20 protein-coding genes, 1 tRNA gene and 1 pseudogene are annotated in these 25,862 nt (G+C 41.4%); 6 read left to right on the top strand and 16 right to left on the bottom strand.

Annotated features, from left to right (window positions below; all coding sequences use genetic code 11):
- Window positions 1-24: 24 nt before the first annotated feature.
- The 6 genes and pseudogenes from AXE82_RS04625 to AXE82_RS04600 all read right to left on the bottom strand — a co-directional run bounded on the left by AXE82_RS04625 (window position 25) and on the right by AXE82_RS04600 (window position 6,841).
- The gene (locus tag AXE82_RS04625) at window positions 25-726 is read right to left on the bottom strand and encodes an IS1 family transposase (protein ID WP_004282341.1); all 702 of its coding nucleotides are present in this window, start codon (window positions 724-726) and stop codon (window positions 25-27) included.
- A gap of 59 nt (window positions 727-785) precedes the next feature.
- Window positions 786-1,631 (bottom strand): annotated as a pseudogene (locus AXE82_RS04620) (MFS transporter); the annotation flags it as partial.
- A 258-nt stretch (window positions 1,632-1,889) separates the two neighbouring features.
- Window positions 1,890-2,474, bottom strand: coding sequence for a TetR/AcrR family transcriptional regulator (locus tag AXE82_RS04615; RefSeq protein ID WP_227713381.1), 585 nt, complete (start codon window positions 2,472-2,474; stop codon window positions 1,890-1,892).
- A gap of 376 nt (window positions 2,475-2,850) precedes the next feature.
- Complete coding sequence (locus AXE82_RS04610; protein ID WP_062331964.1) at window positions 2,851-4,806, bottom strand: alkyl/aryl-sulfatase; 1,956 nt, start codon at window positions 4,804-4,806, stop codon at window positions 2,851-2,853.
- 337 nt (window positions 4,807-5,143) lie between these two features.
- Window positions 5,144-6,172: an IS701 family transposase gene (locus AXE82_RS04605; protein WP_007116247.1), complete on the bottom strand. Its 1,029-nt coding sequence runs from the start codon at window positions 6,170-6,172 to the stop codon at window positions 5,144-5,146.
- Window positions 6,173-6,598: 426 nt separating this feature from the next.
- Window positions 6,599-6,841 carry a DUF2789 family protein gene (locus AXE82_RS04600; protein ID WP_004281876.1) on the bottom strand — a complete coding sequence of 81 codons (243 nt, stop codon included), beginning with the start codon at window positions 6,839-6,841 and terminating at the stop codon, window positions 6,599-6,601.
- A 926-nt stretch (window positions 6,842-7,767) separates the two neighbouring features.
- Here AXE82_RS04600 and AXE82_RS04595 point away from each other — a divergent pair.
- Window positions 7,768-8,469, top strand: a complete 702-nt coding sequence (locus tag AXE82_RS04595) for an IS1 family transposase (protein ID WP_004282341.1) — start codon at window positions 7,768-7,770, stop codon at window positions 8,467-8,469.
- 141 nt (window positions 8,470-8,610) lie between these two features.
- Here the strand turns inward: AXE82_RS04595 and mutM are convergent, their stop codons facing one another.
- Together mutM and AXE82_RS04585 are read right to left on the bottom strand one after the other, a co-directional pair.
- Window positions 8,611-9,501, bottom strand: coding sequence for a bifunctional DNA-formamidopyrimidine glycosylase/DNA-(apurinic or apyrimidinic site) lyase (gene mutM, locus AXE82_RS04590; protein ID WP_062331962.1), 891 nt, complete (start codon window positions 9,499-9,501; stop codon window positions 8,611-8,613).
- A 26-nt stretch (window positions 9,502-9,527) separates the two neighbouring features.
- A complete protein-coding gene (locus tag AXE82_RS04585) occupies window positions 9,528-11,876 on the bottom strand; it encodes a RelA/SpoT family protein (RefSeq protein WP_406946757.1) in 2,349 nt (782 codons plus the stop codon).
- Between the two features lie 634 nt (window positions 11,877-12,510).
- Between AXE82_RS04585 and AXE82_RS04580 the strand changes: the two genes are divergently transcribed.
- A complete protein-coding gene (locus AXE82_RS04580) occupies window positions 12,511-13,695 on the top strand; it encodes a DUF1615 family protein (protein ID WP_062334776.1) in 1,185 nt (394 codons plus the stop codon).
- Here AXE82_RS04580 and rlmD read toward each other — a convergent pair.
- Entirely contained in the window at window positions 13,692-15,203 is a 1,512-nt protein-coding gene (rlmD, locus tag AXE82_RS04575) for a 23S rRNA (uracil(1939)-C(5))-methyltransferase RlmD (RefSeq protein WP_062331954.1), read from the bottom strand. The genes AXE82_RS04580 and rlmD overlap by 4 nt on opposite strands.
- 297 nt (window positions 15,204-15,500) lie before the next feature.
- On the opposite strand from rlmD, the gene AXE82_RS04570 reads away from it, so the two are divergent.
- Window positions 15,501-17,048, top strand: coding sequence for a CYTH and CHAD domain-containing protein (locus tag AXE82_RS04570; RefSeq protein WP_062331951.1), 1,548 nt, complete (start codon window positions 15,501-15,503; stop codon window positions 17,046-17,048).
- Between the two features lie 277 nt (window positions 17,049-17,325).
- On the opposite strand, the gene AXE82_RS04565 is transcribed toward AXE82_RS04570, so the two are convergent.
- From AXE82_RS04565 to gatC, 7 genes are all read right to left on the bottom strand, one after another.
- Window positions 17,326-17,934: a nitroreductase family protein gene (locus AXE82_RS04565; RefSeq protein WP_062331949.1), complete on the bottom strand. Its 609-nt coding sequence runs from the start codon at window positions 17,932-17,934 to the stop codon at window positions 17,326-17,328.
- A gap of 202 nt (window positions 17,935-18,136) precedes the next feature.
- A complete protein-coding gene (locus AXE82_RS04560; protein ID WP_062331946.1) occupies window positions 18,137-18,634 on the bottom strand; it encodes a L,D-transpeptidase in 498 nt (165 codons plus the stop codon).
- Between the two features lie 98 nt (window positions 18,635-18,732).
- Window positions 18,733-19,008 (bottom strand): hypothetical protein, encoded by a 276-nt coding sequence (locus tag AXE82_RS04555; RefSeq protein ID WP_062331943.1) that lies wholly within the window; start codon window positions 19,006-19,008, stop codon window positions 18,733-18,735.
- Between the two features lie 176 nt (window positions 19,009-19,184).
- Window positions 19,185-19,261: transfer RNA gene (locus AXE82_RS04550), tRNA-Pro, on the bottom strand.
- A 46-nt stretch (window positions 19,262-19,307) separates the two neighbouring features.
- Window positions 19,308-20,822 carry an Asp-tRNA(Asn)/Glu-tRNA(Gln) amidotransferase subunit GatB gene (gatB, locus tag AXE82_RS04545; protein ID WP_062331939.1) on the bottom strand — a complete coding sequence of 505 codons (1,515 nt, stop codon included), beginning with the start codon at window positions 20,820-20,822 and terminating at the stop codon, window positions 19,308-19,310.
- 11 nt (window positions 20,823-20,833) lie between these two features.
- Window positions 20,834-22,330, bottom strand: coding sequence for an Asp-tRNA(Asn)/Glu-tRNA(Gln) amidotransferase subunit GatA (gatA, locus tag AXE82_RS04540; protein ID WP_062331936.1), 1,497 nt, complete (start codon window positions 22,328-22,330; stop codon window positions 20,834-20,836).
- A 57-nt stretch (window positions 22,331-22,387) separates the two neighbouring features.
- On the bottom strand, window positions 22,388-22,690 hold the full coding sequence (gene gatC, locus AXE82_RS04535) for an Asp-tRNA(Asn)/Glu-tRNA(Gln) amidotransferase subunit GatC (RefSeq protein WP_007115516.1): 303 nt from the start codon (window positions 22,688-22,690) through the stop codon (window positions 22,388-22,390).
- A gap of 634 nt (window positions 22,691-23,324) precedes the next feature.
- On the opposite strand from gatC, the gene AXE82_RS04530 reads away from it, so the two are divergent.
- The 3 genes from AXE82_RS04530 (at window position 23,325) to mreD (ending at window position 25,846) form a co-directional block, all read left to right on the top strand.
- The gene (locus AXE82_RS04530) at window positions 23,325-24,356 is read left to right on the top strand and encodes a rod shape-determining protein (protein WP_062331933.1); all 1,032 of its coding nucleotides are present in this window, start codon (window positions 23,325-23,327) and stop codon (window positions 24,354-24,356) included.
- 165 nt (window positions 24,357-24,521) lie between these two features.
- Window positions 24,522-25,349, top strand: a complete 828-nt coding sequence (gene mreC, locus AXE82_RS04525; protein ID WP_062331931.1) for a rod shape-determining protein MreC — start codon at window positions 24,522-24,524, stop codon at window positions 25,347-25,349.
- A gap of 11 nt (window positions 25,350-25,360) precedes the next feature.
- The gene (mreD, locus tag AXE82_RS04520; protein ID WP_062331927.1) at window positions 25,361-25,846 is read left to right on the top strand and encodes a rod shape-determining protein MreD; all 486 of its coding nucleotides are present in this window, start codon (window positions 25,361-25,363) and stop codon (window positions 25,844-25,846) included.
- Window positions 25,847-25,862 lie beyond the last annotated feature (16 nt).

Genomic DNA, 25,862 nt, shown 5'->3' with positions numbered 1-25,862 from the left:
GGTGTTTCAAAAAGTATGCTGGCATTAAACGAATCCATTATTGATATAAAAGAACACTAAATCAAAGGCTTTGAAATGATTTTCAAGCTTTTTGGAGAAGTTGCAGCTTCTCCTAAAGCCTCGCCTGATTCGATGCCGTAATCGACAATTATTGCCTTCTATACCCACAGTGAAAAATTTACCAATCAACTGTTTGCATTCTTTAAAGGTCGTAACAAAGCTATCCCAATGGTCACTTGATATACATGTATAGCTTACACCTAACTGCTTCAATTTTAATTTAAGTCGTTTTGCAGTGGCTAAATCTCGGTTACCCCATACATAAGCAACAATTTCACCTGTTTCTCGATGATAGGCATAAATTAGCCATTGTTTATTTTGCTTATGACCAACAAAAGTCCAAAACTCATCTACTTCAAGGGTTTCATAATGACTTTGCTGTGCTCGAAGTTGATATTTTGATTGGCTAAGTGTCCGTAGAACTTTACCGATACTTACTCTTTCAATTTCTGCTATATCCCTGACACCACTGCCTCGCACCATGAGGTGTAATATTTTGGTTTTGATACCTGAGTGACAGCCTTGATAACTGAGAGCATGATCACCAATAAATTGACGTCTGCATATTTTACATTGGTAATTTTGCTTACCATCTACTTTTGTGCCATTTTTCTTTATACTGTCACTTAGGCAGGCTGGACACTTGATTTCTAGAGTTATTCGCATTTCTCTATTTTATCAAAATCCAACCTGCTTTTTTTCAGCATACTTTTTGAAACACCACCAAATAACGAACTATATCCTGCAAACCCTAAAATAAAAGAAATCGCGTTATAGGCTAAAAACCGTTTATTTTTAAATAAATGATTGGGGATCAATGGATGAGTGGCATGTTTTTGCTGCCATACAAACGCCATACTTGCCAAGATAAATAAGAAAATACTCAGCATAAACCAATGCGCTAAATGCACATGTTGTAATGCAATAATGCTATACGTTAATGTGACGATCGCTACAGCACTGTAGAGCAAACCTAGATAATCAAAAGGTACAGCCACCGATTTCTGATCCGCCTCGATACCATAATAGCCCAAGTAAATCGTTAGAACCCCAACAGGAAGATTGAGCCAGAAAATACTTTGCCAACCAAAATGATGTACCAGCAACCCACCCATCAATGGACCGACAATTAATGAAAATGCACTAAACGAACTCCAGCGACCAATTTCACGTGCTTTGTCTTGCGGTTGATGAAAATGATGCACCATGATCGCCAATGCCAAAGGGATTAAAACTGCACCAGCCACACCCTGAATCATTCGTCCAATAATCAATAAACTAAAATTGCTTGCCATTGCACAAATCAATGAACCCACAATAAAAATGATCACACCCAGCAACCATAATTTTTTACGCCCTATGCGCTGACTTAATGCCCCCACCGCTAACATTAAACTCGATAGACTTAAAGCATAGCTATCAATCACCCATTGTAGATCTGCCATGTCACTATTAAATTGGTTTTGAATACTTCCAAGTGCAAGATTGACACTGCTTAAATCCACCAAACACAGAAAGGTACTGATATAGAGCGCTAGAATAAGATAAATCGGCTGGCGAGATGCATTCATACATCACCTAGATCATTTAAATGAGAATCATTATACTATACATTGACCGACCGTCGGTCAATGTATAAAAACCCACTTAAAACCCAAAGCTTTCATTTTTTATAGACTGTCTTGAAAGCACTTTTAAAGATCACCAGTGACTGCAACTTAAGGAGAATGGTTGACTTTAAAATGCATCGTTTAGGGTTTTAATTAAAATTGATAATAAAAGAATATCAGACGAGAAGCGATTTATACGATTCAAAATAATGGTAAAAGTTAGCCATCATGATGGAGCATTTTTAAATATTGCAGCGCAATTTGCTGAGAAAAATCTGTGCTATCGTGCAGTTGATTGGCAATTGCTTCATCTGCAACCCCATGTACACCAGAATAAATCAATAACGCAGTCAATCTTGGCTGTTCTAAATGCCAAATACCCGCCTGCTGCCCTCCATTTAAGATTTGCAGCAATTGTTCCAATATCATATTTTTTTCATTATTTTTACGTTCATGGTGATGTGCACCAAAAACAATATCATGCACTGCATAACTTTCGAGGTAGGTTTGTATATTGGCCGAGACCCAAACCTTAAATTGACTGACCCAATCTTCAGCATCACATGTTGCAACTGCCGTGTCTAAGGCCGCGATAAAAAAATCGATATAACGTTTTTTTAAGGCTTCAACAATATGCTGTTTCGATTCAAAGTAATGATAAAAAGTCCCTTTAGCAACGCCCACACTGGCAATAATTTCGCTAATGGTGGTAGCTTCCACACCTTTTGCTAAAAAAAGCGTTTGTGCAGCATTCATCAGCTCATCAATTCGGACTTCTGCTGGCTTGGTTTGGCGTTTTGTCACCTGAGTAGAAGCGACTTGAGATTGTGATGACATACTTCTCTATTTTCTACACGCAAGAATTTAATTATAGAGGAGCCCTAGCTAATTCACAATTCAAGCCAATACGAGTCACTAATTACATCAATGTAGCTATAAGCATAGCGCAATATAAAATCCCCCTCATACTAAAATCGTCCACCCATACTAGCTTTATCTCAAAACGAGAAGGAATTTTTAATACCAACATGATTCGTTGCACATCATCATTTTTGCTTGATGAAACAAGAGCTTTTATTGAAATACTGATATAAAAAATGAGAGAACTAATCTATAAGTTCTCCCTTTTTATTCGACTCTATTGAATTAAGCCTAAACATTTAAGCTTCGTTATTTCCCCCTAACCATTTGGTCGAGTCACAATTGGGAAAATCGAATCTGGACGTTTAAACATGGCAAAGAATTTTCCAATTTTCAATGGATTGCCTTTGACTTTACTGTCTTTCGAAAGTAGGACTTTTACCCCTTCTATTTGACCTGTAATCATTTTTAGATATAAGGGCTTGGTTACGGTTAATGTTGGGCAATCCGATGCCAAATCTTTACTGTCATCATGACGTTTAAACTGCATGATTGAGTTTTCAACCCATAATGAAAAATTCTCTTGGGTATCCGACAAAACCAGATTGATACACTGGTTTTCATTTTTTAAATTTTCCACATCTAAATTTGTCGCCATGGCTTCAAGAAATCTTTCAGTTGGCGTGTGAATCAATAAATCACTCGGATCAGATGTATTTTCCATAGGTACATTATTTTGTAGCTCTTGAGCACCCACCAAAAAGAAATTACGCCAAGTTGAAGCCTCAGCAGCATAGCCCAATTGACGATACGTATTTGCCAATAAGTCTTTTGCTTGTTGGTTTTGAGGGTTATTCAACACAATATGTTTTAAAATCTCGGCAGCCCATCTATAGTCAGCTTGAGCATAGGCATCCCGCGCATTTTTTAATGCATTATTCTCCCCACCTGCCAACTCAATATATTTTTTTGCAACAGCTTTAGGCGGTAATGGATCTAAATTGGAAGGATGAGCATCGAACCATCCCATATAGTATTGGTATATCGCTTTTACATTATGCTTTAAGGTTCCATAATAGCCATGCGCATATAGCTTTTGATCAAGTGCCGCTGGAAGCTGAATTTTCTCGGCAATTTCAGCACCATTAAAACCAGAGTTCATATATCTCACCGTCTGATCATGTGTGAACTTATAAACATCTCGCTGGGTTTTAATAAAATCTTGAATATTGTCATTGCCCCAGACAGGCCAATGATGTTGTGCAATCAATACATCGGATGCTTTGGCATGCTGCATTGCTTGGTCTAAATAGCCTACCCATTTTAAGGCATCACGGACTTTGGCACCGCGGAGGGTATAAAGATTATGCATGGTATGCGAAAGAATTTCTGCGCCATTATAAAGTTTCAGTGATGGGATAGAGAAGGTTAACTCTGCTGGCGCTTCTGAACCCGGCACGTTATAAAACACAAAATCCAAGCCATCAATGCTCATTTTCTGTTCTGCTTGGGTGATCAGTTGTGTAGGCTCAAGGATTCCCATTTTCCCAACAGCAACAGCCTTACCTAAACCTGTATCCACCAATCCTTCAGCATTCTTTGGTAAAAAGGTTCCATACATATAGGTCGCACGACGTATCATGGCTGAACCTGCCATCAAATTTTCACTGGTCGCTTCTTCCATAAAGCCTTGTGGCGCAATAATTGGGGTTTTTCTAGCGTTAATTTCTTCTGTAGAAAGAACGCCTAATGCACCACCAAAATGATCGATATGGCTATGGGTAAAGATAATGGCTGAAATTTTTTGCTCACCTAAATGCTGCCTAGCAAATTTAAGTGCTGCTTCAGCCGTTTCTTTAGAGGTTAATGTATCCACAATAATCCAGCCAGTATCACCCTGAATAATGGTCATATTTGCCAAATCAAAACCACGAATTTGCCAAACTCGATCTGTCACTTTAAATAGACCAACATTATTGTTGAGCTTTGCTTGTCGCCATAGTGCAGGATTAACAGTATTTGGTGCTGGATCATTTAAAAAATTAAACGCATCAAAATCCCAGATCACATTGCCTTTTTCACTTTTAATTTGACCTGTTGGCTTGGCAATAAAGCCTTTTTGCGCATAATTAAACTCTGTCATATCGTCTAAATTATATTTGGTTTTATACGCATTATTTGATTCAATGACCGCTTTTTCGACTTGTCCATTTGCTGCAAAAACAGAAAATGGCAAAATAAACATCAATGAAACCGTTAAAAATTTAACTTTCATTGTCTTTCCTTCTTCAAAATATCCATAATTTTTGATTTTCTGATCTGTACTGTTCTTTTCATTCGACATCTAATACGATGACTTAATCTCGCTATAAAGTCCTTTACCCTCCATAAGTTCATTCATGATCGTTAATTAATTCATGCTCGTCCTTAGCTCGCATCATTTTTGACTTACATCGTTTTTAGTAGCAACATTTTTAATCAATGATCAGTTTAGACTAATCATAACGTTGATTTACTGAACCGTACCGGGTTTGTCGGAGACTTTTTTATTTAAGTTAGGCCACCTGACCTAACGGGTTAATCTTATCATAGTACATAGGACTTACGCACTATTATTTATAGATTCTCTGTGGTAGCAGATGATTTTTATCGAGAATAAAGTCATCAATGAAGTTTTTGATAACTGGTCTAAATAATTTCTTCTGCCAACGATATACATTTTCAAAGATCCGCTCAAACTGGTTCTTTTGTATCTCGACGTAGGCCATCAAGGCTGAAAAAATATGATTCAAAATCAGTTTAGATCGTCTTACTTGAAACTTTTCAATATGACAAACCTGTTTAATCACCCGGTGATATTGCTCTATTTTCCAATGACTTGAATGTAATTCATGAAAACCCTCAAAGGACAATAAATCATCTTCATCTTGATGCACAATATAAAACCTCTGCTGTTCTTTTAACTGAGTCTTAAATAATTGTACAAAGCCAAAATCTTTGAGCCAGACCACTTGACCCTGATGGAAATTTGGCAATAAACGCAGTTGAAACCATTGTCCTTTTTCTGGGGAAACCTTACGGTTACAGTCGATACCAAACATAAATCGAATACCATATTTTCTTATGGTTTTTAGATTTCCAGTCGATGAATACCAACTATCACCTGTAATAAATTGAATCTTTGCACCCCAACTGAGTACTTCACTTAACATATCCATAAAGTAATCATTCTTGGTTTTACTTTCAGATTTGTCATAAATTCGGAAATTAATTGGAATATTTTGACCATTCTGATCTGTCGCATACAAGGTAATGAGATTAATACCCTTGACGGATCGGTGGTGTTTGCCTGACCAAAAATAGCTAACCAAGTCCATATGTTGACTATAGGGTTTATCTAAAACAGTATCATCAATACTGACTATAAGTTTATTATTATCAATATGTTGAATTGCTTCTTGATATAGGTCGTGAGGTGTGTAGTCTTCACGTTCTAGAAAGCGATTTACACTATCATGCGAGATGTTATAAGTCTCGGCAAGTTGTGTGCAGCTAATAGAGTTCGGTTCTGTCATGAGAAAGCCCATATAAATGGGTAATGTACAAGTTGCTGTAGAAGCATGTTTAATTCGTCTGATCACAGATACTTTATAAAGTATTTTAATACTTTTTTGAATCCGTCAATGCGTAAGTCCTAAACTATTAAAGTTGTTATGATTTTATGTGCTTAAAAAAATAAAAATGAAATGATTAGATGACTCCAAGGCTAGTTAGAGACACATTCTTAATGTAATTTACACTGTTATTCCTTTAAAGAAAAAATACAGTTGATCAAAATAGTTTTTTATAGAAAAAAGGGTGGATAATTTAATTATTAAACTTATTGGTATATTTATTAGATAGAAGGTAAAGAAGATTATTTTTAATATTAGGGTTTATAATCCAAATTTCAGAGTAAGGAATCTACTACTTATATAATAGAGATTCCATCTCCAAAACAGTACTACTGTATGAATGAGTTGTATTCAATGCAGGGAAGAATGTAGATCCTTAATACTAACGGAAAATTATTTTACTGAATTTTCATGTAAAGACTCATTTAATTGATCAATCACTGTCGTCCATTCACCATCAGAGTGTAGTTTTTCTTCTAAAAAATGACGTTGAGCATCAGTCCAAAAAATTGCTTGTGTTAAAAAAACATCTCCAGCTAGCTGATGGCTCTCTATGAATTTTGCAATTGCTTCTTCAGTAGAAGCTAAACCAAGCTGTTCAAATAATTTGGTCATTCTTGGACGTGTTTGAGTCATGTGCTTAGCCCACAAATTTATATTAGATCAAATTAAACATAACATGTTTATATTTAAACTAAAATATAAAAAATTAAATAGCTACGGCTTTGTTGCATAAATATGTAAGCATCTGATTTAAATAAATTTAATTTTGGATCAAAAAATAATCAAAACTTTTAAAATCATATAGTTATGAAATCTTTGTGCAACAAAGCCCCTCCAATAACCACATTTGCTAGTGGGCACTTTACTTTTTTCTCCAATTCCAATGCCTCCCTAACTAATTAGAGAGTTTTAAGCATTATTACATGAATCTTTCCAGTACTATTGTTGCAAATATACTAAGTTGCATATTTATTCCTGCCTATGTATAGGAGCATATGTAACCCTAAAGTTTAAAATAGTCTTTTCGGATTATTTAAAAATTTGAAAATGGTAAAGAATAAATTAAAAACAATAAATATATTTATCATTCGATTTAAAAAAATTAATTAATCTTAGTTACACCATACTAAAAATAACTAATTTTTAGTTTTCCTAGTTATATGTGCTTCATTATAATTTTGAATTAATTCTCTTCACACCCTTTGCTTTTTTCATTGTTAATTATTTCTAAATTTTTCTCTAAGAAACGAAGTCCCCCATCAGCAAAACTACTGGTTGAAAAAACTATAGTAAAAATAACTAAAACAATCTTCATATATATATTATTGAATCTAATCATATCTTGGACCAAAAAATAATTTCTTCATATACTAATTCCTAGATATATACACCTAAATGACAACCAAATTACAAATTTGTAATTTTGTTAAGGTTTGTCCTAAAAAAAATAAATTAATAGGACTTACGCATTGACGGATTCAAAAAAGTATTAAAATACTTGGTGGTGTTTCAAAAAGTATGCTGAAAAAAAGCAGGTTGGATTTTGATAAAATAGAGAAATGCGAATAACTCTAGAAATCAAGTGTCCAGCCTGCCTAAGTGACAGTATAAAGAAAAATGGCACAAAAGTAGATGGTAAGCAAAATTACCAATGTAAAATATGCAGACGTCAATTTATTGGTGATCATGCTCTCAGTTATCAAGGCTGTCACTCAGGTATCAAAACCAAAATATTACACCTCATGGTGCGAGGCAGTGGTGTCAGGGATATAGCAGAAATTGAAAGAGTAAGTATCGGTAAAGTTCTACGGACACTTAGCCAATCAAAATATCAACTTCGAGCACAGCAAAGTCATTATGAAACCCTTGAAGTAGATGAGTTTTGGACTTTTGTTGGTCATAAGCAAAATAAACAATGGCTAATTTATGCCTATCATCGAGAAACAGGTGAAATTGTTGCTTATGTATGGGGTAACCGAGATTTAGCCACTGCAAAACGACTTAAATTAAAATTGAAGCAGTTAGGTGTAAGCTATACATGTATATCAAGTGACCATTGGGATAGCTTTGTTACGACCTTTAAAGAATGCAAACAGTTGATTGGTAAATTTTTCACTGTGGGTATAGAAGGCAATAATTGTCGATTACGGCATCGAATCAGGCGAGGCTTTAGGAGAAGCTGCAACTTCTCCAAAAAGCTTGAAAATCATTTCAAAGCCTTTGATTTAGTGTTCTTTTATATCAATAATGGATTCGTTTAATGCCAGCATACTTTTTGAAACACCACCAACAAGTTTTGCTAGGTTGTTGCTGAATAGTTCAGGAACATTACATCAATTTTGCCAAGAATTATCAAGTAAAATTGTCTTTGCCGCAGGTTTTTTTACATTAATGCAGAGCCTTTATTTTCTAAGCGTTTTTTTGAGTGATTTTTTCACTGTTTTTTTGTGGGTTATCAGCGGCTGGCAAGTGGGACAGAACGTGCTGGCACGCTGATTGATTTTGACATTGTCGATGGTAGTGCCACAGCTCGGACAATCAGCGCCTTTATGCCCATATACCAGTAACGTTTGCTGAAAATACCCCGTTTGTCCATCGGCTACGGTAAAATCTTTTAACGTTGAGCCGCCTTTTTCAATCGATGTTTGTAGGACTTGTCGAATATGGGCGACCAAGGTGATGAGCTGTTCGTGGCTGATGAGATGGGCAGGGGTCAACGGATGAATTTTTGATAAAAATAGGCTTTCGGTTGCATAGATATTGCCCACACCGACCACAATCTCTTGCGCCATAATCACCGATTTGATGGGGCGCTCAATCGGTTTTTTGCGATTATGGATATGGTGATACAGATAGTCAGCGCTAAAGTCTTCTGAGAGCGGCTCTACACCCAAATGGGTAATCAGCTTGTCTTCATAGTCATCCAGCCACAGTAACATGCCAAACCGCCGTGGGTCATGATAATGCAGTTGGGTGAGTTTTTTGCCCTTATTAAACGTCAAAATCACATGATCGTGTTTACGCTTGTCAAACCCCACAGGATGCTGCTGTAAGCTACCCGACATCCCCAAGTGGATGAGCAGTTTTTTTTGCGCCGCGCCCCCGTTAAAGGTGAGAATCAGATATTTGGCTCGCCGCTCAATGTTGATAAGTTGATAATCTACCAAACTTACCAAGTCATCAGGCACCGCCCAACGCAATTTGGGCTGAAAGACGCTAACTTTTTCAACGGTTTGATTGAGCAAAGGTTGCAGACTCGTCGCTGTCGTCTGCACTTCAGGCAATTCTGGCATACGCCGTGTGACTCCTATTTAAAGCATTAAGACTTGTTATTGACGATACGACGCGCCAAGATAATACCATGTTGCTGCTCTAGTTTTGCCAAAAGCTTGGACAACTGACTTAGCCCCGTCACTTCTATGGTAAAATTCAACCGCGCGATATCATCATCCCCGCTTAGGGTATCGACTTGGCGGATATTGACATTTTCTTGGTCGATGATTTGGGTCAGGTCTTTAAGCAAGCCACGCCTGTCATACGATTCAAGGTATATTTGTACCAATTGGCTTTTGCCTTTATTGCCATACCAAGCGGCACTAATGGCGCGTTCAGGCTCACGCTCCACCAGTCGCTCGTATTCGACGCAATCACTGCGGTGGACGGATACGCCATTGGACTGGGTGATATAACCCGCAATTGACTCACCTTGCACAGGCGAGCAGCAATTTGCCAAGTGAATAGCAATGTTATCCAAGCCATCGACTTCGATTTTATACGCATCTAGCTTGCCTGTGGCTTTGGGGTGAATACTGGGGATAAGCTCAGTATCAGTGACTTCGGGTTCTAAATCTAGATGACGACTGATATGACCGGTCAAATTATGCAATTCAACGTTGCCATTGACTAGCCCTACCAAAATATCATCACTGTTTTTGGCATTAAAAAATTTGACGTAATCATTTAAATCGATACTGTTAGGGTGTACCGACATGCGCGCCAATTCTTTGTTTAGTATGTGCTTCCCTGTTTCGATATTTTTATCACGGTCTTGCTTATTAAACCATTGGCGCAGTTTGCTGCGAGCGCGACTGGTATTGATATAACCTAACGATGCCACTAGCCAATCACGGTTTGGCTCGCGTGATTGCTTGGTAATAATCTCAACTTGTTCGCCTGTTTTGAGCTGATAGGTCAGCGGCACATAGCGTTTGTTGACGCGAGCAGCTTGGGCGCGATTGCCGACATGGGTATGCACATGATAGGCAAAATCAAGCACGGTTGAGCCTTTGGGCAATTCGATGATATCGCCATCACGACTAAACACATAAATCCGCTCAAATTCCCCAAAATCAACGACTTGTTCTTCTTCATCGAGCTCGCCATGCTCATGCTCAACATGTTTATCTAATACAAATTTTAACGGGTCATGATTGTCAGCATTTTCTTGATTGAGCAATAACTGACGCAGTGAGCTGATTTTTTTGGTCAGATAGTCGTCTTTTTTGTTTTTGGTACCTTCTTTGTAGTTGACGTGTGCACACATGCCAAGTTCAGCTTCATAGTGCATGTCAAAGGTACGAATTTGTACTTCCAGCGATTTGTTCTCAGCAATCACCGCGGTATGTAGCGAGCGATAGCCATTGGTTTTTGGGTTGGTGATATAGTCATCAAACTGTTCGGGAATATAGCGCCACAAACCATGCACCAGCCCCAATACGTGATAACAATCGGCATTGTTATGCACCAGTACCCGCAGTGCGCGGATGTCATATAACTGGTCAAACGACAGTGATTTGAGTTTCATCTTACGATAAATCGAGTAGATGTGTTTGACACGACCGGTGATTTCCCCGTCAATCCCTTGGGCAGCTAACGCCTCGCGCAGTTGTTGGGCAACCCGGTCGATATAGGTTTCGCGCTCGCTACGTTTTTCAGAGAGTAATTTGGCGATTTCTTTGTAGCGGTCAGGCGCAAGATAACGAAACGATAAGTCCTCAAGCTCCCATTTAAGCTGGGCAATACCCATGCGATGCGCTAGCGGCGCGTAAATTGTCATGACCTCACGCGCGACCCGTTGCTGACGCTCAGGACTGGCATACGACAGCTCTCGCATCGCAAAAGTACGCTCAGCCAATTTGATTAGCACCACACGCACATCATTGGTCATTGAGATGAGCATATTATAAATGCCCGATAACTGCTCGCGCTGGTTGTTGTTAAAGTGGTCTTCTAAGCGCTTGTTGTTCTCTATCAAATCCGATAGTCGCCCCAGGGCTAGCGTTTCTTGCACCAGCTCTGCGACTTCATCGCCAAAGGTGGCTTGGATTTGTTTGGGGGTAAAAATTTGGATACGCGCAGCACGGTATAACATCGCAGCAACGAGTGTATCTTCATCTTGGTACAGATAACCCAAAATATCCGCAATCCCAATCCCGGTCAAAAACGCATTAGAGCGGTTGCTTTCGGTACTTAAATCTTGATTTTTGAGCAGTTGACAGGCTTTGGTCAGCTCAGGCAGCTCGGTGAGATGGGCGCGTTTTGCCATCGATGCCAGCCAAGCTTCGGTATCAATGGTATGCTCATCGATGATGTGACTGGCAGGCTCAGAGAGAATGGGCAAGTCAGTATGGGTGAAATGACGCTGGCTGGCAGTGATACTCGCAATCATCGTGGTACTATCATGATCAACGTCTTTTCCATCCAAGAGCGGCAAACTTTCTCGTATTTTTACCATGTCAATTCTACACCTTACTTACCAGATTTCCTCAAAGAGCAAAAAAACTAACCTTGTTCATTTAAAATTATCAACTCACTTTCCCTGTGAATTTTTGTGTGATTAAGTTTGATTTGATACTGCGCTAGCAATAATAAAATATGACAGAGTAGTCGCTATAGCAGCGCGTTTTAGCTATGATAGTGCGTTGGTTTTGGGCGTGTTAAGCCTTAAAATAAATGTTAAACGTTAAAATAAAGTAAATGCCATACTCACTTTATATATCTTAACCGTTTTATATATCATAACCGTTTTGGGGTGCCCATGTTTAGCCATTTAACACTAACTTTATTACGCTTACTCATGTGTTAATTTTATTAAGATGTGTCTATTAGCAAACAATTGCAAGTCAACACGTCGATAAATTTTTTGTATCACTCAAATGAGTGTTAGGCAACGACCCAATCAGCGATTTGAGTGAATCTCAATCCAAATTAAGATAAAACTATCTTGTTCAGTATAGGTGAGTTTAATGAAATTACCATCTCATTTTGTTACAAATGCGACTACTGTAGCGTCAGATTTTACCATGACCCGCGCAATAAGCCTTGCGAACTTTGGTAAAACCCTGTCAATGTTGGCGATAACGCTGACTTTATCGCTTGGATTGACAGGGTGTGATTATTTTCAAACGCAAACCGACGCTAACTTGCCCATTGGTGCCAAACAAATTGCCAAACTGATTCCCAAACGTGGACAAGATAGCAAAAGCTGGGCACAAGACATCAACCAAATATTTGATACCCTAAAAATAGAAAAAAACGCGCAAAATATTTGTACCGCTATCGCCATTATCGACCAAGAGTCTAATTTTAAAGCCAATCCGCCCGTCGCGAATTTAGGGCAATCAAGCCTAAAAGCGATGAATGAGGAGTTGGAAGAAAAATTGGGCTCAACGCTAGCCCCATATTTTCGCACCATGCTAAAAACTGAGCCAACGCCTGATAACAGCTTTGAAAAACAAATCGCTAAAGTCAAAACTGAAGAAGAACTTGACGACATTTATCATCAGATGTTTGCGTATTTTTCAAGCAAATATTATGCCAGCAAGCTGAACAGCGTCACCAAACTGGTGGGCGGGGATATCGAAGAAAAATTAGACCCGATTACCACGTTAGGCTCAATGCAGGTGCAAGTAAGTTATGCGCGTGACCATCGCCGTATAAGTGGCAATAACCTTGAACTGCGTAAAGACTTATATAGCCAATATGGCGGATTGTACTATGGTATCCATCGCTTGCTACTGTACAAAGCCAATTATCAAGACCCGATTTATCGCTTTGCTGACTACAACTCAGGGATGTATTCGAGCCGTAATGCGGCTTTTCAAAAAATGCTAAAAGAGTTATCCAAAGCCGAAATAGACTATGATGGCGATTTATTGATTTATGAAAAAGGCAATAAAATCAGTGCCAATATCAGCCAAAGTGAGCAGGCGCTGATATCAATGATACAACAAGGCATGATTAGCCTGACGGAGCGCCAAGTGCGTATGGACTTGGCAAAAGAAAAAAGCCAAGATTTTGAAAATACCGAAACCTATCGCACCATCGGTAGTCTTTACAAAATGAAAACTGGCAAAAACGCACCTACTGCCATCATGCCACAGGTGGTCATCTCTGGGGCAAAACTCAGCCGTGACTACAATACCAAATGGTACGCCGACAAAGTCAACGTACGCTATTTAAATTGTATGAATAAAGCCAAATTTTAGCGTTTCTCAAAGCGTGCAATACTTTCCACATGTCCTGTGTGGCAGAACATATCCATCACGCCCGCATGGGTGAGCTTGTAGCCTTTTTCAAGCAGCACGGCGGTATCGCGGGCAAGCGTAATCGGATTGCACGACACATACACGATGCGTTTGGCATTGAATTTATCCAGATACTGCATCACTTCTAAGGCGCCTGAGCGCGGTGGGTCAATCAGCAGTGCATCGACTTGCCCAACCCAAGGCTCACTCGAGAAATCTTTGGTCAAATCTTGGGCAAAAAAGTCGGTATGGTGCAAGCCGTTGGCGGTGGCATTCATTTTGGCACGCTGTGTCATCTCACTGCTGCCTTCCACCCCAATCACAAAGCCGGTTTCACCCACTTGACGCGCCAGTGGCAGACTAAAATTGCCCAAACCGCAAAACAAATCAAGCACTCGCTCGCCTGGCTGCAACGCTAACAAATCAATCGCCAGCTTGGTCATTTTACGATTGACTGACAAATTGACTTGGGTAAAATCCAGTGGTGAGAATTCAAAGGTGACATCAAACTCTGGCAAGCGATAAAACAAACCGCCCGTCGGTGGCACAGTCAAACTTGATGGGCGCGCATGGGCAGTATTTTCATACAATGGGTCAATACGATGTACCGTGTCGCTACCTTTGGGCTGTAACAATAACTGCCAGTTACGCTCGGCAAAAAAAGCTTGCAGTTTTGCGATATCATCCTCACCTAAATCCACCATGTGACGGACAATAACGGCAATTGATTTTTTACTGTCTGCCACATCATCAAGCGTTTCACCCATCGCTAACTCAAGCTGTGGAATATGGTCACGGGCGTCAAGCGAACTGATGAGCGCTTTTAAGTTCTCAATCTCAAAGCCGACACGCGGGTCAAGCACATGGCATTCATTTAAATTTGCCAAAAAATTGCTGGCGCGCTCACGAAAACCGACCAATGCCGTGCCTTTTTTCTCGACATAGCGCACCCCCATACGTGCCTTGGTGCGATAGCCCAAACGGTCAGCCACCAATGGGGGGAGCCAGTGTTCAGGCTGGATATGGGCTTGGTGCTCGAGCAGCTCTGCCAGTACCGATTGCTTAAATTGAATCTGCCCATCGGGTTGCCAGTGCTGTAAGCTACAGCCACCACACACCCCAAAATGCGGGCAAGGCGGGGTGGTGCGTTCAGGGTTTGGGTTTGCCAACACTGCAAGCGCGTCACCTTCTTCCATGCTTTTACGTGAGCCTGTGATTTTGACGCTCACGGTCTCGTTGGGCAGCGCAAAGCTGACGAATACTTTTTTGCCATGTTTATCGAGGTGATGGTCGGGTTGGTCACCGTAACTTGCCACGCCCCGTCCGTCATGGGCAAGATTGGTCACTGTGAGGGTAACGGGTGGGGCGTCTTGCAAACGTTTACGCACCCGCGCGGTGGGTTTGATTTTTTTGCTTGGGTTTTTGGTGAGTTGGGAAGACGATGTTTGGTCAGCGGTAGCGTTTGACATTTATTAAAAAACCTATTTAATCGAGTGGCAGTGTAAATATTTATTACAAAATTCATCAAAATTTTGTGGTTATGATAGCTTAAAATGGATTTTTTTTATATCAATACCTGACTTTACATCGCTCAAAGAAGAAGGTTTGGATGTGATTGCATAACGGGTCATCACTTATCATAGGGCGTTATGTAAATGCTTTAAAATTTTACCGCTAACAAATGAGCCAAGTGGTTATTTTTAAAAAGCAAAGTTGTGCTATGATGGTGTTTTATCCGTTAGCTATATAGGTTAATCGACACCATCATGCACGAACTAGAACTCAAGTTTGCTGTCCCAAGCTATCAACAAAACGTCTTAAGAAAAAACATCGACACCAAAACTGCACAGCAAAAGCGCCTATCTGCGTATTACTTTGATACCCCCAATCAAGACCTTGCCAAAAAAGGCATTGCCCTGCGTATCCGCTTTGAAGACAGCCAATGGGTACAAACCCTCAAAACAGCCGGTGATGGCGTTGCCAAACGCGTTGAGCTCAATACCGTGCTAAGCCTGACGGGTACGCCAGATACCCTTGATGTTAGTAGCCTTGTGCCTGATATTTCACTGATTACAGAGCAGGCAGTCGTAGCAGAGCTGACTAGCATCATGCCGCTTGATGAGCTCCCTCAAGCCTTAACCGTGCAATATTTTACCGATGTCCAGCGCACCTCTCGCCAAATTAAGAAAAATAACAGCCGCATCGAAATCGCTTATGATATCGGCAAGGTTGGCATAGGTCACCTAAACTCACAAAAACCCGCCAATAATCCTGGGTTAACCCAATCGGATATTCATGAAATTGAATTTGAGCTGCTTGAAGGTGACCCAAGTGATTTGATTGAGGTGGCTAAAACTTGGTGCAAAAAATACAAATTATATTTATCAACCGTTACCAAAGCGCAGCGGGGTAGTTTGCTACTCGCGAATAAGCAATTTGCCGAGCCTGTCAAAGCGGATTTGGCTGTGCTGCAATTACATAAAGGTATCAGCCAATTTGCGTTTTTGCAGGCAGTGGTCAATAACTGCCTAGTGCAGATTTTGCCCAATGCCTCTGCAATTGCTGAAGGCAGTCCTGATGGCAACTTAGTACACCAACTGCGTGTCGGTATTCGGCGTTTGCGCACTGCCCTCAAACATTTCAAATTTGCCCAAGATTATATCGACCCAAATTGGCTGATGGTACTCAAACAAACCTTTAGTCTGTTAGGGGAGTATCGCGATAAAGAAATCTTGCAAATAAAAACCCAGCCCCTGCTAGAATCAGTCGGTGCATCGCATGTCGAGTGGTCAACGGCAGTAGATATCATGCCGATTGACGCCGTCAGAGCCAATGATTTTCAAATTCTGCTCTTAGAGCTGATTGGTTTTACCCATTTGCCCGTACCTGCGGACAGCCCAAAAGCCAAAGCCCCAGTTGCCAAAAAGTTGCAAAAACTATTTACCGCGATTGCCGCGGCGAGTGATAAATTTGCCAGTCTTGATACAGAAAGCCAGCATGGTGTCCGTAAAGACCTAAAAAGCCTGCGGTATGTCAGTGAGTTTGCTGCGCCGCTTTTTGCCAGCCAAAACAATGGCAAAAAAGGAAAAAAAGCGACGAAGCTCAATGCCTTCTTGCAATACTTAGAGCCTGCACAAGACGTACTCGGTGAGTATAATGACAATGTGGTCGGTCATGCTAACTATCTTGAGAAAGCCAAAACCGACCCAAATGCACTATTTGCGGTGGGTTGGTTTAGCGGGCGTGAGCAAGCGAGTAGCGAGCAATGCGCGGTGAGTCTAAAAACGGTTAAAAATGCGCCAAAGTTTTGGTAGTAGTTTGGCTTGATTGTAGGCATGTGAATTAAAGAAAATTGCCTCTGCAGAAAGCACCAATCAGTCAATCACTGTATGACTAGTTAGGTCAGTCATGGATGACAGCATTTAGCCGCTAATTTCGATACCGACAGTAGATAATATGCGGTATATTGTCGGGTTTTTACTGAGCTAATTTTTTAGTTAATGGCAATCAAATTTATATAAAAAAGCCAATACCGTCAGATATTGGCTTTTTGCTTTTATTGTAACACCTATCAAAACGCGTATTGGAAAATTATTTTCCGTAAACTTTTAAGCGTTTTTCAATTGGTTCAAAGGTTTTTTCACCTGCTGGGGCGGCGATACCACCAAATACCATCTGCGCAATGAGTTTCCAGTTGCTATCGATGTTCCATGTTTGTGCCACTTTTTCATCAATCACGCCATTGTAATGCTGTAAGTTTGCACCGATGTTGAGCGCGGCTAAGGCGTTCCAAATCGCATATTGGTGCATCGCACTGGTGTGTTCTGCCCATACTGGGAAATTATGCGCATAAAGTGGGAATTGTTCTTGTAAGCCTTTGACCACTGATTGGTCTTCAAAATATAAGATAGTCCCTGCACCGGCTTTAAACATGGCCATTTTATCGGCAGTTGATTTGAATTTTTCATCATCATTCACCATCGCGCGTAGCAAATCTTCGGTGATTTGCCAAAGTTTTTGATGGTCTTCACCAAACAATACTACCAAGCGGCTTGACTGTGAGTTGAATGAAGAGGGGGTATGTAACACGGCATGTTCAACCAGTTTAACCACCTCATCTTTTGAGACAGGCAATTGGTCATTGAGCATATAGATAGAACGGCGAGTTTCTGCGATATTGTGTAATGTTTCGACTGACATAATCAGCTCCTTTTCATTGTTATTTGATAATCAATCTACCTTATTAATTAAAGTTAAAGCCGATTGATGTGACACGGCTATTATATGCCTAAAATACGAATAAATAAAAACTATTTTGTAATTTTTTTTAACCAATAACTATATTTATTAATTTTTTCTAATATATTATTAAGGTTAATTTTGATAAAGTTAGGGGATAAAGTTAAGGCAAAATTTCGACCGCTGTACCAATATCCACTTGGTCATAGAGTGTGATGATGTCTTGATTGCGCATGCGGATACAGCCATGAGAAAGCGGAATGCCCATCGGCTCGGTACTGGGCGTCCCATGAATGTAAATGTAACGCGCCTTGGTATCACACACCCCTTGCTCATTGGTGCCTTTGTTAAAGCCTTCTTCACAACCATCTAACCACAAAATCCGCGTCAAAATCCAGTCTCGATTGGGGAATGTAGTTGCCAAATAATCGTCATAAATTTCGCCGGTAAATTTTCGTGCCACAAATACACTGTTGATAGGTAAATTATCACCAAATTTTTCGCTAATCACGTGCGCACCGAGCGGTGTGCAGCCAGTATCCTGCAGTTGTCCAATACCATTTTTGGCGGTAGAGATGGGGTAAGTTTGTGACTGGGTGCGGCTAAGACATAAAGTAAGCTGTTGTTTTTCAATTGAAATAATGATTTTTGGGTAGGGCATAATCGACTCGTTCAACATTAAGCTTAGACTATCATAACAAAAAAGCCCATCATATTCATGACAGGCTTTTTAAGAAAAATTTGAAAACATACAAGCACTTATTTGATGTCAGTAGTAGCTACCCACAAGGTAGAATCGGCAATGTTCACAAAGCCATTTTTGGCTAATACCCAGCTAAACTTGATGCCTTTGGGTAGGGTCTGCACGACGGGGCATAGACGATTGGGACAAGAACGTACAATCGCATCTTTGTTGGTTTGTGCTTGGTGACCGCTATCGGCTTGCGCGGTGAGGGGTAAAACCACCCATACCAAAGCCGCAGCCAAATTTGTCAGTTTATACTTAGCAAGGAATGATTTAATGATTGCGCTCATGATTTTTCTAAAAATACAGTCAAATAAATACAGCCAAATAGGGAGAAAATTTTATCAAAAAATTATCTATCAAAACGAAAAAGCTATTGTCATATTCACGTAAAAATACTGTGACAATAGGTATAAAAAAACTCAAAAAAGAAAAAGGCCTACGTAACACGTAAGCCTTTTTAATTTGGTCGGAACGGCGGGATTCGAACTCGCGACCCCTTGCACCCCATGCAAGTGCGCTACCAGACTGCGCTACGCCCCGAAAGGTGTACTATTCTACCAAAAATGACAGAATTTGCAATACCAACTTATCCAATTAATTCTTTTAACAGCTGATTAACTTGCGCCGGGTTGGCTTTACCTTTGGAGGCTTTCATCACTTGACCGACAAGACCGTTAAAGGCTTTTTCTTTACCTGACTTGTACTCATCGACCATCGCTTGGTTATTTTTCAACACGTCTTCGACAATCGCTTTAATCGCGCCTGTATCGGTTTCTTGTTTCAAACCTTTATCGGCAATGATTTTATCCACGGCTGTTTCATCGTCACCGCCTTCGCCAGCAAATAGGGCGATAAAGGCTTGTTTGGCCAGCTTGCCTGATAGCGTATTATCTTTGATACGTTCTAGCAGTTTGGCAAATTGGCTCACTGAAATCGGGCTTTGCTCAATGGTTTTTTCATCTTTGTTGAGCGCGCCGAGCAGGTCACCCATTATCCAATTGGCAGCCAGTTTGGCGTTATCATGACCGACTTTTGCCACTACTTGCTCAAAGTAATCAGCGAGCGAACGGCTAGCGGTTAAAATACGGCTATCGTATTCAGGTAAGCCAAGCGCCGATTGAAAACGCTCACGACGTGCCACTGGCAATTCTGGCATGGCGTTTTTGATTTGTTCAAAAGTTGCAGTATCAATATGCACAGGTAAAAGGTCGGGGTCTGGGAAGTAGCGGTAGTCGTTGGCTTCTTCCTTTTCACGCATCGCAATGGTTTCATCTTTTTGAGGGTCATATAAACGAGTGGCTTGCTTAATAGGAATGCCACGTTCAATATCCTCAATTTGACGCTCAACTTCCCGATTGATTGCCATTTCGATAAAGCGAAACGAGTTGATGTTTTTCAGCTCGTTGCGAGTGCCAAACGGCTCACCCGGTTTTCGCACGGAGACGTTACAGTCGGCACGGAATGAGCCTTCCGCCATAATGGCATCAGAAATACCGAGCCAAGTGACCAACTGGTGAATGGCTTTGACATAGGCAACCGCCTCGGCAGCTGAGCGCATATCAGGCTCCGAGACGATTTCAATCAGCGGCGTACCGGCACGGTTTAAATCCACGCCTGTCATTTGTGGCACCGCATCGTGCACCGATTTGCCCGCATCTTCTTCTAAGTGAGCACGGGTAATGTGAATACGTTTGGGGTATTCGTTTTTTTCACCTTCATTGACCACGATGTCGATATAGCCTGCACCGACAATCGGGTGCGCCATTTGGCTGATTTGGTAGCCTTTTGGTAAATCGGGGTAAAAATAATTTTTACGGTCAAAGGCGTTCATCATACCGATTTCAGCATTGACGCCAAGCCCAAACATCACCGCTTTTTCTACCACATCTTTGTTGAGTACAGGCAGCGCCCCTGGCATGGCTAGGTCGACAATATTGGCTTGGGTGTTGGGTTCTTGCCCAAATAACGTTGAAGCCGATGAGAAAATTTTGGTTTTGGTGTTGAGTTGGCAGTGGATTTCGATACCAATAACCACTTCATAGCCATCAACCAACGGTGCCTGAGCAGAAGCAGGCGCTTGCGGTTTATTTTCGTTTGTCATAACAAGGCTCCTTAGGCTTTGGCGATGGGTGATAGTTGTTGGTGAAAATCAGTGACTTGCTGATACGCATCGGCAGTCTGCAGTAGCGTCTCTTCGTCCCATGCCTTTGCAATCAGCTGTAAGCCGACAGGCAGATTGTCACCATCAAAACCCACCGGATGGCTTAATGACGGTAAACCGGCTAAATTCACGCCAATGGTATAAACATCCCCCATATAAATTTCGGCAGGGCTAAGGCTTGCACCGATTTTATAAGCCGTCGTTGGCGCAGTTGGTGTGGCAATGACATCACAGCTTTCAAAGGCTTTGGCAAAGTCTTGGCTGATGAGGCGGCGCACTTTTTGCGCTTTGATATAATAGGCATCAAAATAACCCGCTGATAACGCATAGGTACCCATCAAAATACGGCGCTGTACTTCAGCACCAAAGCCTTCAGAACGTGAGCGGGTGTATAAATCTTCTAAGTTTTTTGGGCTGTCACAGCGGTAGCCATAACGCACCCCATCATAACGCGATAAGTTAGATGAAGCCTCGGCTGGGGCGAGCAAATAATAAGTGGCAAGGGTGATTTCAGGTTTGGTCAAATTCACATCCACCAAGCTTGCACCCAAGGCTTGGTATTGTTTTAATGCCGCTTCTACGCTGGCTTTAACTTCGCTATTTAAGCCATCGGCAAAGTATTCAGATGGAACCCCGATGCGTAACCCTTGAAGCGGTTTATCATGGCTGGCATTGGCTTGGCGTTTGCTGGTCAAACTAGCGACAAAATCGGGCACCTCTTTGTTGGCAGACGTTGAGTCTTTGCTGTCATGACCTGATAACACGCTCAGCAAATAAGCACAATCCTCTGCGGTTTTACCAAAACTGCCAGCTTGGTCAAAACTTGACGCATACGCCACCATCCCATAACGTGAGACACGTCCGTAAGTTGGCTTAATCCCTGTCAAACCACAAAATGACGCAGGTTGACGAATCGAGCCGCCGGTATCTGAGCCTGTGGCAAAGGGCGCAAAACCTGCCGCAACCGCTGCCGCGCTCCCACCCGATGAACCGCCTGGTACGCGGCTGACATCCCAGGGGTTGTGCACGGCGCCAAAGTATGATGACTCATTGTCCGAGCCCATCGCGAACTCATCCATGCTGGTTTTGCCAAGCATAACTAAGCCTGCATTTTGGCAGTTTTCAACGATAGTAGCGTTGTAAGGCGCCACAAAGTTTTCTAGCATTTTTGAGCCACAAGTGGTTAAAACGCCTTGGGTACAAAAAATGTCTTTATGAGCCAGTGGCACGCCCGTCAAGTCTGCGCCTTTGCCTTCTGCCAATAATTTATCGGCGGCGGCAGCTTGCGCTAACGCTTGTTCAGGCGTGACTGTGATAAAGCTGTTAATGGCTTTATCATGCTGGGCAATCCGATTGAGAAAGTGCTTGGTAAGTTCGGTACTGCTAAAGTCTTTATTTTTTAGACCTGCTGCCAATTGGGCAACCGAAAACGTATGTAGTTCAGACATAATTTTCACTTATAATTAATTAACAAAAATTTGACGAGGTATTCGATGAGCTGTGGCTTATTCAATGACCTGTGGCACAAGGTATAAGCCATCAGCAACGCTTGGCGCAATGGATTGGTAAAGCTCACGATTGACTTCAACCCCATCACCGCCAATAACATCTTCACGCAGTGGCTGGGTCATATCATGGACATTGGTAAGCGGTGCGATATTGTCAGTGTTGACCTCTGCCAAAATATCCATCATCGATAGGATTTTGCTTAGGTCATTGGCATAACTATCTGCCTGCTCAGCGGTCACGCCAAGCCGAGCAAGTTTGGCGATGTTCATAATTTCATCAGTTGAAAGCGTCTGCGACATGATGAGTTCCTTAAGTACAAACAAAAATAAAAAACGGACAAACAAGGCAAATGTTCGATGCGATTTTAAACCAGCCAATTATAGCAACAGGCTATAATAAAAGAGGATAAAACCTGATAAAAACAGTTGCATAAGTTTAGTTACTTTTAATAACAAATTTGAAAAAATAGGGTGATGTGACCTAAATAATTTGTCACAAAAAATTCGTGAATAAAGATAGAATGTGATTAAATCACTATATTTTGCGATATTTTACCGCTATAATCTAGCACTATTCTTACTAAACGCAAATTAATCGCATTAAAGTCACTATCGCCTAAAACTCTTTAAAATCATCGTCAGCTTTTTTTATGTAAAAAGATAGCCTTTTAACTGTTAATCGTTAAGAGTTTCTTGCTATTTTTATGTAAAATATAGCGGCTATAAGCAGCTTGCTTCAGATTTTTTTGCTAGTGAGCAAATAGGGTGGTTTTGAAATATGGGCACTAGAAACATAGGTATTAGAAACATAGGCATTAACAGCTTTTAAATAAACGCTTTTAAAAAATGCCTCGTTGACTCGATGTGCGATTAAACACCCCGCTAATTTCTGCTTTGCTTGCAGTGTAGTTTTGTTATCACTGGGAAATGATACATGAGCCTCTTCGGATTTTTATCAAGTAATATCGCCATCGACCTTGGCACTGCCAATACGTTAATTTTCACCCCAGGTAAAGGTGTGGTACTCAATGAACCAACGGTTGTTGCGCTTCGTAGTAACCGCACCCAAAATCCTACCGTTGCGGCTGTCGGTATTGATGCCAAACAGATGCTAGGTCGTACCCCAGATAATATCACTGCGATTCGTCCACTCAAAGACGGTGTGATTGCCGATTTTGAAGTGACCCAAAAAATGCTCAAGCATTTTATCAACAAAGTGAAAGTCAAACGCTTTTTAGCCAATCCAAACGTGATTGTTTGTGTACCTTGTAAATCTACTTTGGTAGAGCGTCGTGCGATTCGTGAAGCGGTTGAATCGGCAGGCGCAAACAAAGCCTTATTGCTTGAAGAGCCTATGGCAGCTGCGATTGGCGCAGGGTTACCCGTGCATGAAGCCAGCGGTTCGATGGTGGTGGATATTGGTGGCGGTACCACAGAGATTGCGGTGATTGCGCTATCAGGCTGTGTGTATGCCGACTCCATCCGTATCGGCGGTGATGTGTTTGATGAAGCGATTATCACTCATGTCCGCCGTACTCACGGCTGTGTGATTGGTGAAACCACTGCTGAACGCATCAAAACCGAAGTAGGGACGGCTATTGAAGATCCTGAAAACCCCTTGGAAGTGGAAGTGCGTGGTCGTAGCATGGCAGAAGGCGTGCCTAAATCATTTGTGGTGACATCCGCCGAAATCCAAAAAGCCTTAAGCGACCCTATTGCTGGTATCATCTCAGGTGTCAAAGCGGCGCTTGAGCAAACCCCGCCTGAATTATCAGCTGATATCGCAGAGCGTGGTATTGTATTAACCGGTGGTGGCGCACTATTACGCAATCTTGATGAACTGATTTCACGCGAGACAGGCTTGCCCGTCACGGTAGCTGAAGACCCACTGACTTGTGTCAGCCGCGGGGGTGGTAAAGCGCTAGAGTTTATCAATAACAAAGCATTGAATATGATTTTTGTCTGATGTTAGCTGATGTGTTACCGTTAACCGCTATTTTTTAATAGCGGTTTTATTGCTTTATTGACAAGATGATTTTACGATAGTTTTTTTTAAAAGATTTTTGCTACCCTTATCTGTATTGTTACCGCTTGCTGTATTGACTGTCACGATTTTACTTGGATGTTATTTATGTCACTTACCATTTTTACTCAACAACCGCTCGCCATTCGCAAGACCCTTATTGTGGTGTTTGCGGCGATTGTGCTGATGTTATTGGATAGTAAAAATAGCAGTTGGTTTCAGCCAGTACGTACCGCGACCCATGCCGCCATGCAGCCCATCTATCAAGTATCGGCTTACCCAAGTTTTTTTGCAGGCTGGCTTGATAGCACCATGACCGAAAAAGAAGCGTTACGCCGTGAGAATGTCCAGTTAAAAGCTGAGCTTGTCCATGCCAAAGCGCAATTGCAGCAGCAAGACTATCTTGTTGCGCAAAATGCCCGACTGCAAGGGATTTTATCCGCCACCACACCAGACCAGTTTAATTTGCTGTTGTCGCATGTCATTGGTACCGATAGCAATCCACTGCGGCAAATGGTGGTCATCAATAAAGGCAGCAAAGACGGGGTGATTGTGGGGCAAACGGTGATTGATGAAAACGGCATTCTTGGACAAGTCGTCAATGTTTATCCCGATACCTGCCGTGTGGTGTTAATCAGCGATGACCAACAATCCGTTGCAGTGACTATCAAACGTACTGGGCAAAAAGCCATCGTGTCGGGTAAAGGTAATCCGCAGTATTTGGCGCTAGATTATATCTTTAAGGCATCAGATGTACGCATTGGCGATGAGCTGATTTCATCAGGGCTTGGTGGTCGAATTCCTGCTGGATTTCCTGTTGGGCGTGTGGCAAAAGTAGAAGCCGAGCAAGCAGGGGGCTATGCCAAGATTATGGTGAAACCCGCTGCCAATTTTATCAATACGTCTTATGTTTTATTGCTTCAGCAGAAGGTTTAAAATCACCGATTATGGTCGTCGTTCAGCGCAAAAAAACCAAACAGCATTTATATATTGTGATGGCAATCAGTTTTATCATCGCATCGGTACTTAGTGTGTATCCGCTGTCGGCAGAGATTGCGCTATTTCGTCCGATGTGGATGATTATGATGCTGATTTTTTGGCTGATATTTCAACCGACTTTAATCGGCATGGGATTGGCGTTTGTGGTTGGTTTGTTTGCTGATTTACTCACAGATAGCCGAATCGGTCAGCAAGCCTTATGTGCGGTGCTGGTGGCATTTTTTATTAAGTTTGTTAGTGGTTATGTACGTCAATTGTCCTCGAACTTGGTATGGCTACTTGCGGGCGCCTGTTTGCTGATTTATCAATTGGGGTTAATTTTTCTGCATTTATTTACCCAAGGGGTGTTTGCACCCCAATTACTTTATACGGTTGCCGTCAGCACCTTAATTTGGCCGCTGTTAGTCGCTGTCATGCTACGTTATACGCGATAAGCGTATTGAGAAGTTA

Origin of the sequence: Moraxella osloensis, from assembly GCF_001553955.1 — a bacterium.
GTDB lineage: Bacteria > Pseudomonadota > Gammaproteobacteria > Pseudomonadales > Moraxellaceae > Faucicola > Faucicola osloensis.
Note: the sequence above shows the minus strand (reverse complement) of the source record. Positions and strands in the feature narration are given on the sequence as shown.

What these genes read in the sequence shown, in the direction of transcription:
- AXE82_RS04625 (WP_004282341.1), bottom strand. Translation starts at nt 726, where the DNA reads ATGCGAATAACTCTAGAAATCAAGTGTCCAGCCTGCCTAAGTGACAGT.
- AXE82_RS04610 (WP_062331964.1), bottom strand. Translation starts at nt 4,806, where the DNA reads ATGAAAGTTAAATTTTTAACGGTTTCATTGATGTTTATTTTGCCATTT.
- AXE82_RS04600 (WP_004281876.1), bottom strand. Translation starts at nt 6,841, where the DNA reads ATGACTCAAACACGTCCAAGAATGACCAAATTATTTGAACAGCTTGGT.
- AXE82_RS04595 (WP_004282341.1), top strand. Translation starts at nt 7,768, where the DNA reads ATGCGAATAACTCTAGAAATCAAGTGTCCAGCCTGCCTAAGTGACAGT.
- mutM (WP_062331962.1), bottom strand. Translation starts at nt 9,501, where the DNA reads ATGCCAGAATTGCCTGAAGTGCAGACGACAGCGACGAGTCTGCAACCT.
- AXE82_RS04585 (WP_406946757.1), bottom strand. Translation starts at nt 11,876, where the DNA reads ATGATTGCGAGTATCACTGCCAGCCAGCGTCATTTCACCCATACTGAC.
- AXE82_RS04580 (WP_062334776.1), top strand. Translation starts at nt 12,511, where the DNA reads ATGACCCGCGCAATAAGCCTTGCGAACTTTGGTAAAACCCTGTCAATG.
- rlmD (WP_062331954.1), bottom strand. Translation starts at nt 15,203, where the DNA reads ATGTCAAACGCTACCGCTGACCAAACATCGTCTTCCCAACTCACCAAA.
- AXE82_RS04570 (WP_062331951.1), top strand. Translation starts at nt 15,501, where the DNA reads ATGCACGAACTAGAACTCAAGTTTGCTGTCCCAAGCTATCAACAAAAC.
- AXE82_RS04565 (WP_062331949.1), bottom strand. Translation starts at nt 17,934, where the DNA reads ATGTCAGTCGAAACATTACACAATATCGCAGAAACTCGCCGTTCTATC.
- AXE82_RS04560 (WP_062331946.1), bottom strand. Translation starts at nt 18,634, where the DNA reads ATGCCCTACCCAAAAATCATTATTTCAATTGAAAAACAACAGCTTACT.
- AXE82_RS04555 (WP_062331943.1), bottom strand. Translation starts at nt 19,008, where the DNA reads ATGAGCGCAATCATTAAATCATTCCTTGCTAAGTATAAACTGACAAAT.
- gatB (WP_062331939.1), bottom strand. Translation starts at nt 20,822, where the DNA reads ATGACAAACGAAAATAAACCGCAAGCGCCTGCTTCTGCTCAGGCACCG.
- gatA (WP_062331936.1), bottom strand. Translation starts at nt 22,330, where the DNA reads ATGTCTGAACTACATACGTTTTCGGTTGCCCAATTGGCAGCAGGTCTA.
- gatC (WP_007115516.1), bottom strand. Translation starts at nt 22,690, where the DNA reads ATGTCGCAGACGCTTTCAACTGATGAAATTATGAACATCGCCAAACTT.
- AXE82_RS04530 (WP_062331933.1), top strand. Translation starts at nt 23,325, where the DNA reads ATGAGCCTCTTCGGATTTTTATCAAGTAATATCGCCATCGACCTTGGC.
- mreC (WP_062331931.1), top strand. Translation starts at nt 24,522, where the DNA reads ATGTCACTTACCATTTTTACTCAACAACCGCTCGCCATTCGCAAGACC.
- mreD (WP_062331927.1), top strand. Translation starts at nt 25,361, where the DNA reads ATGGTCGTCGTTCAGCGCAAAAAAACCAAACAGCATTTATATATTGTG.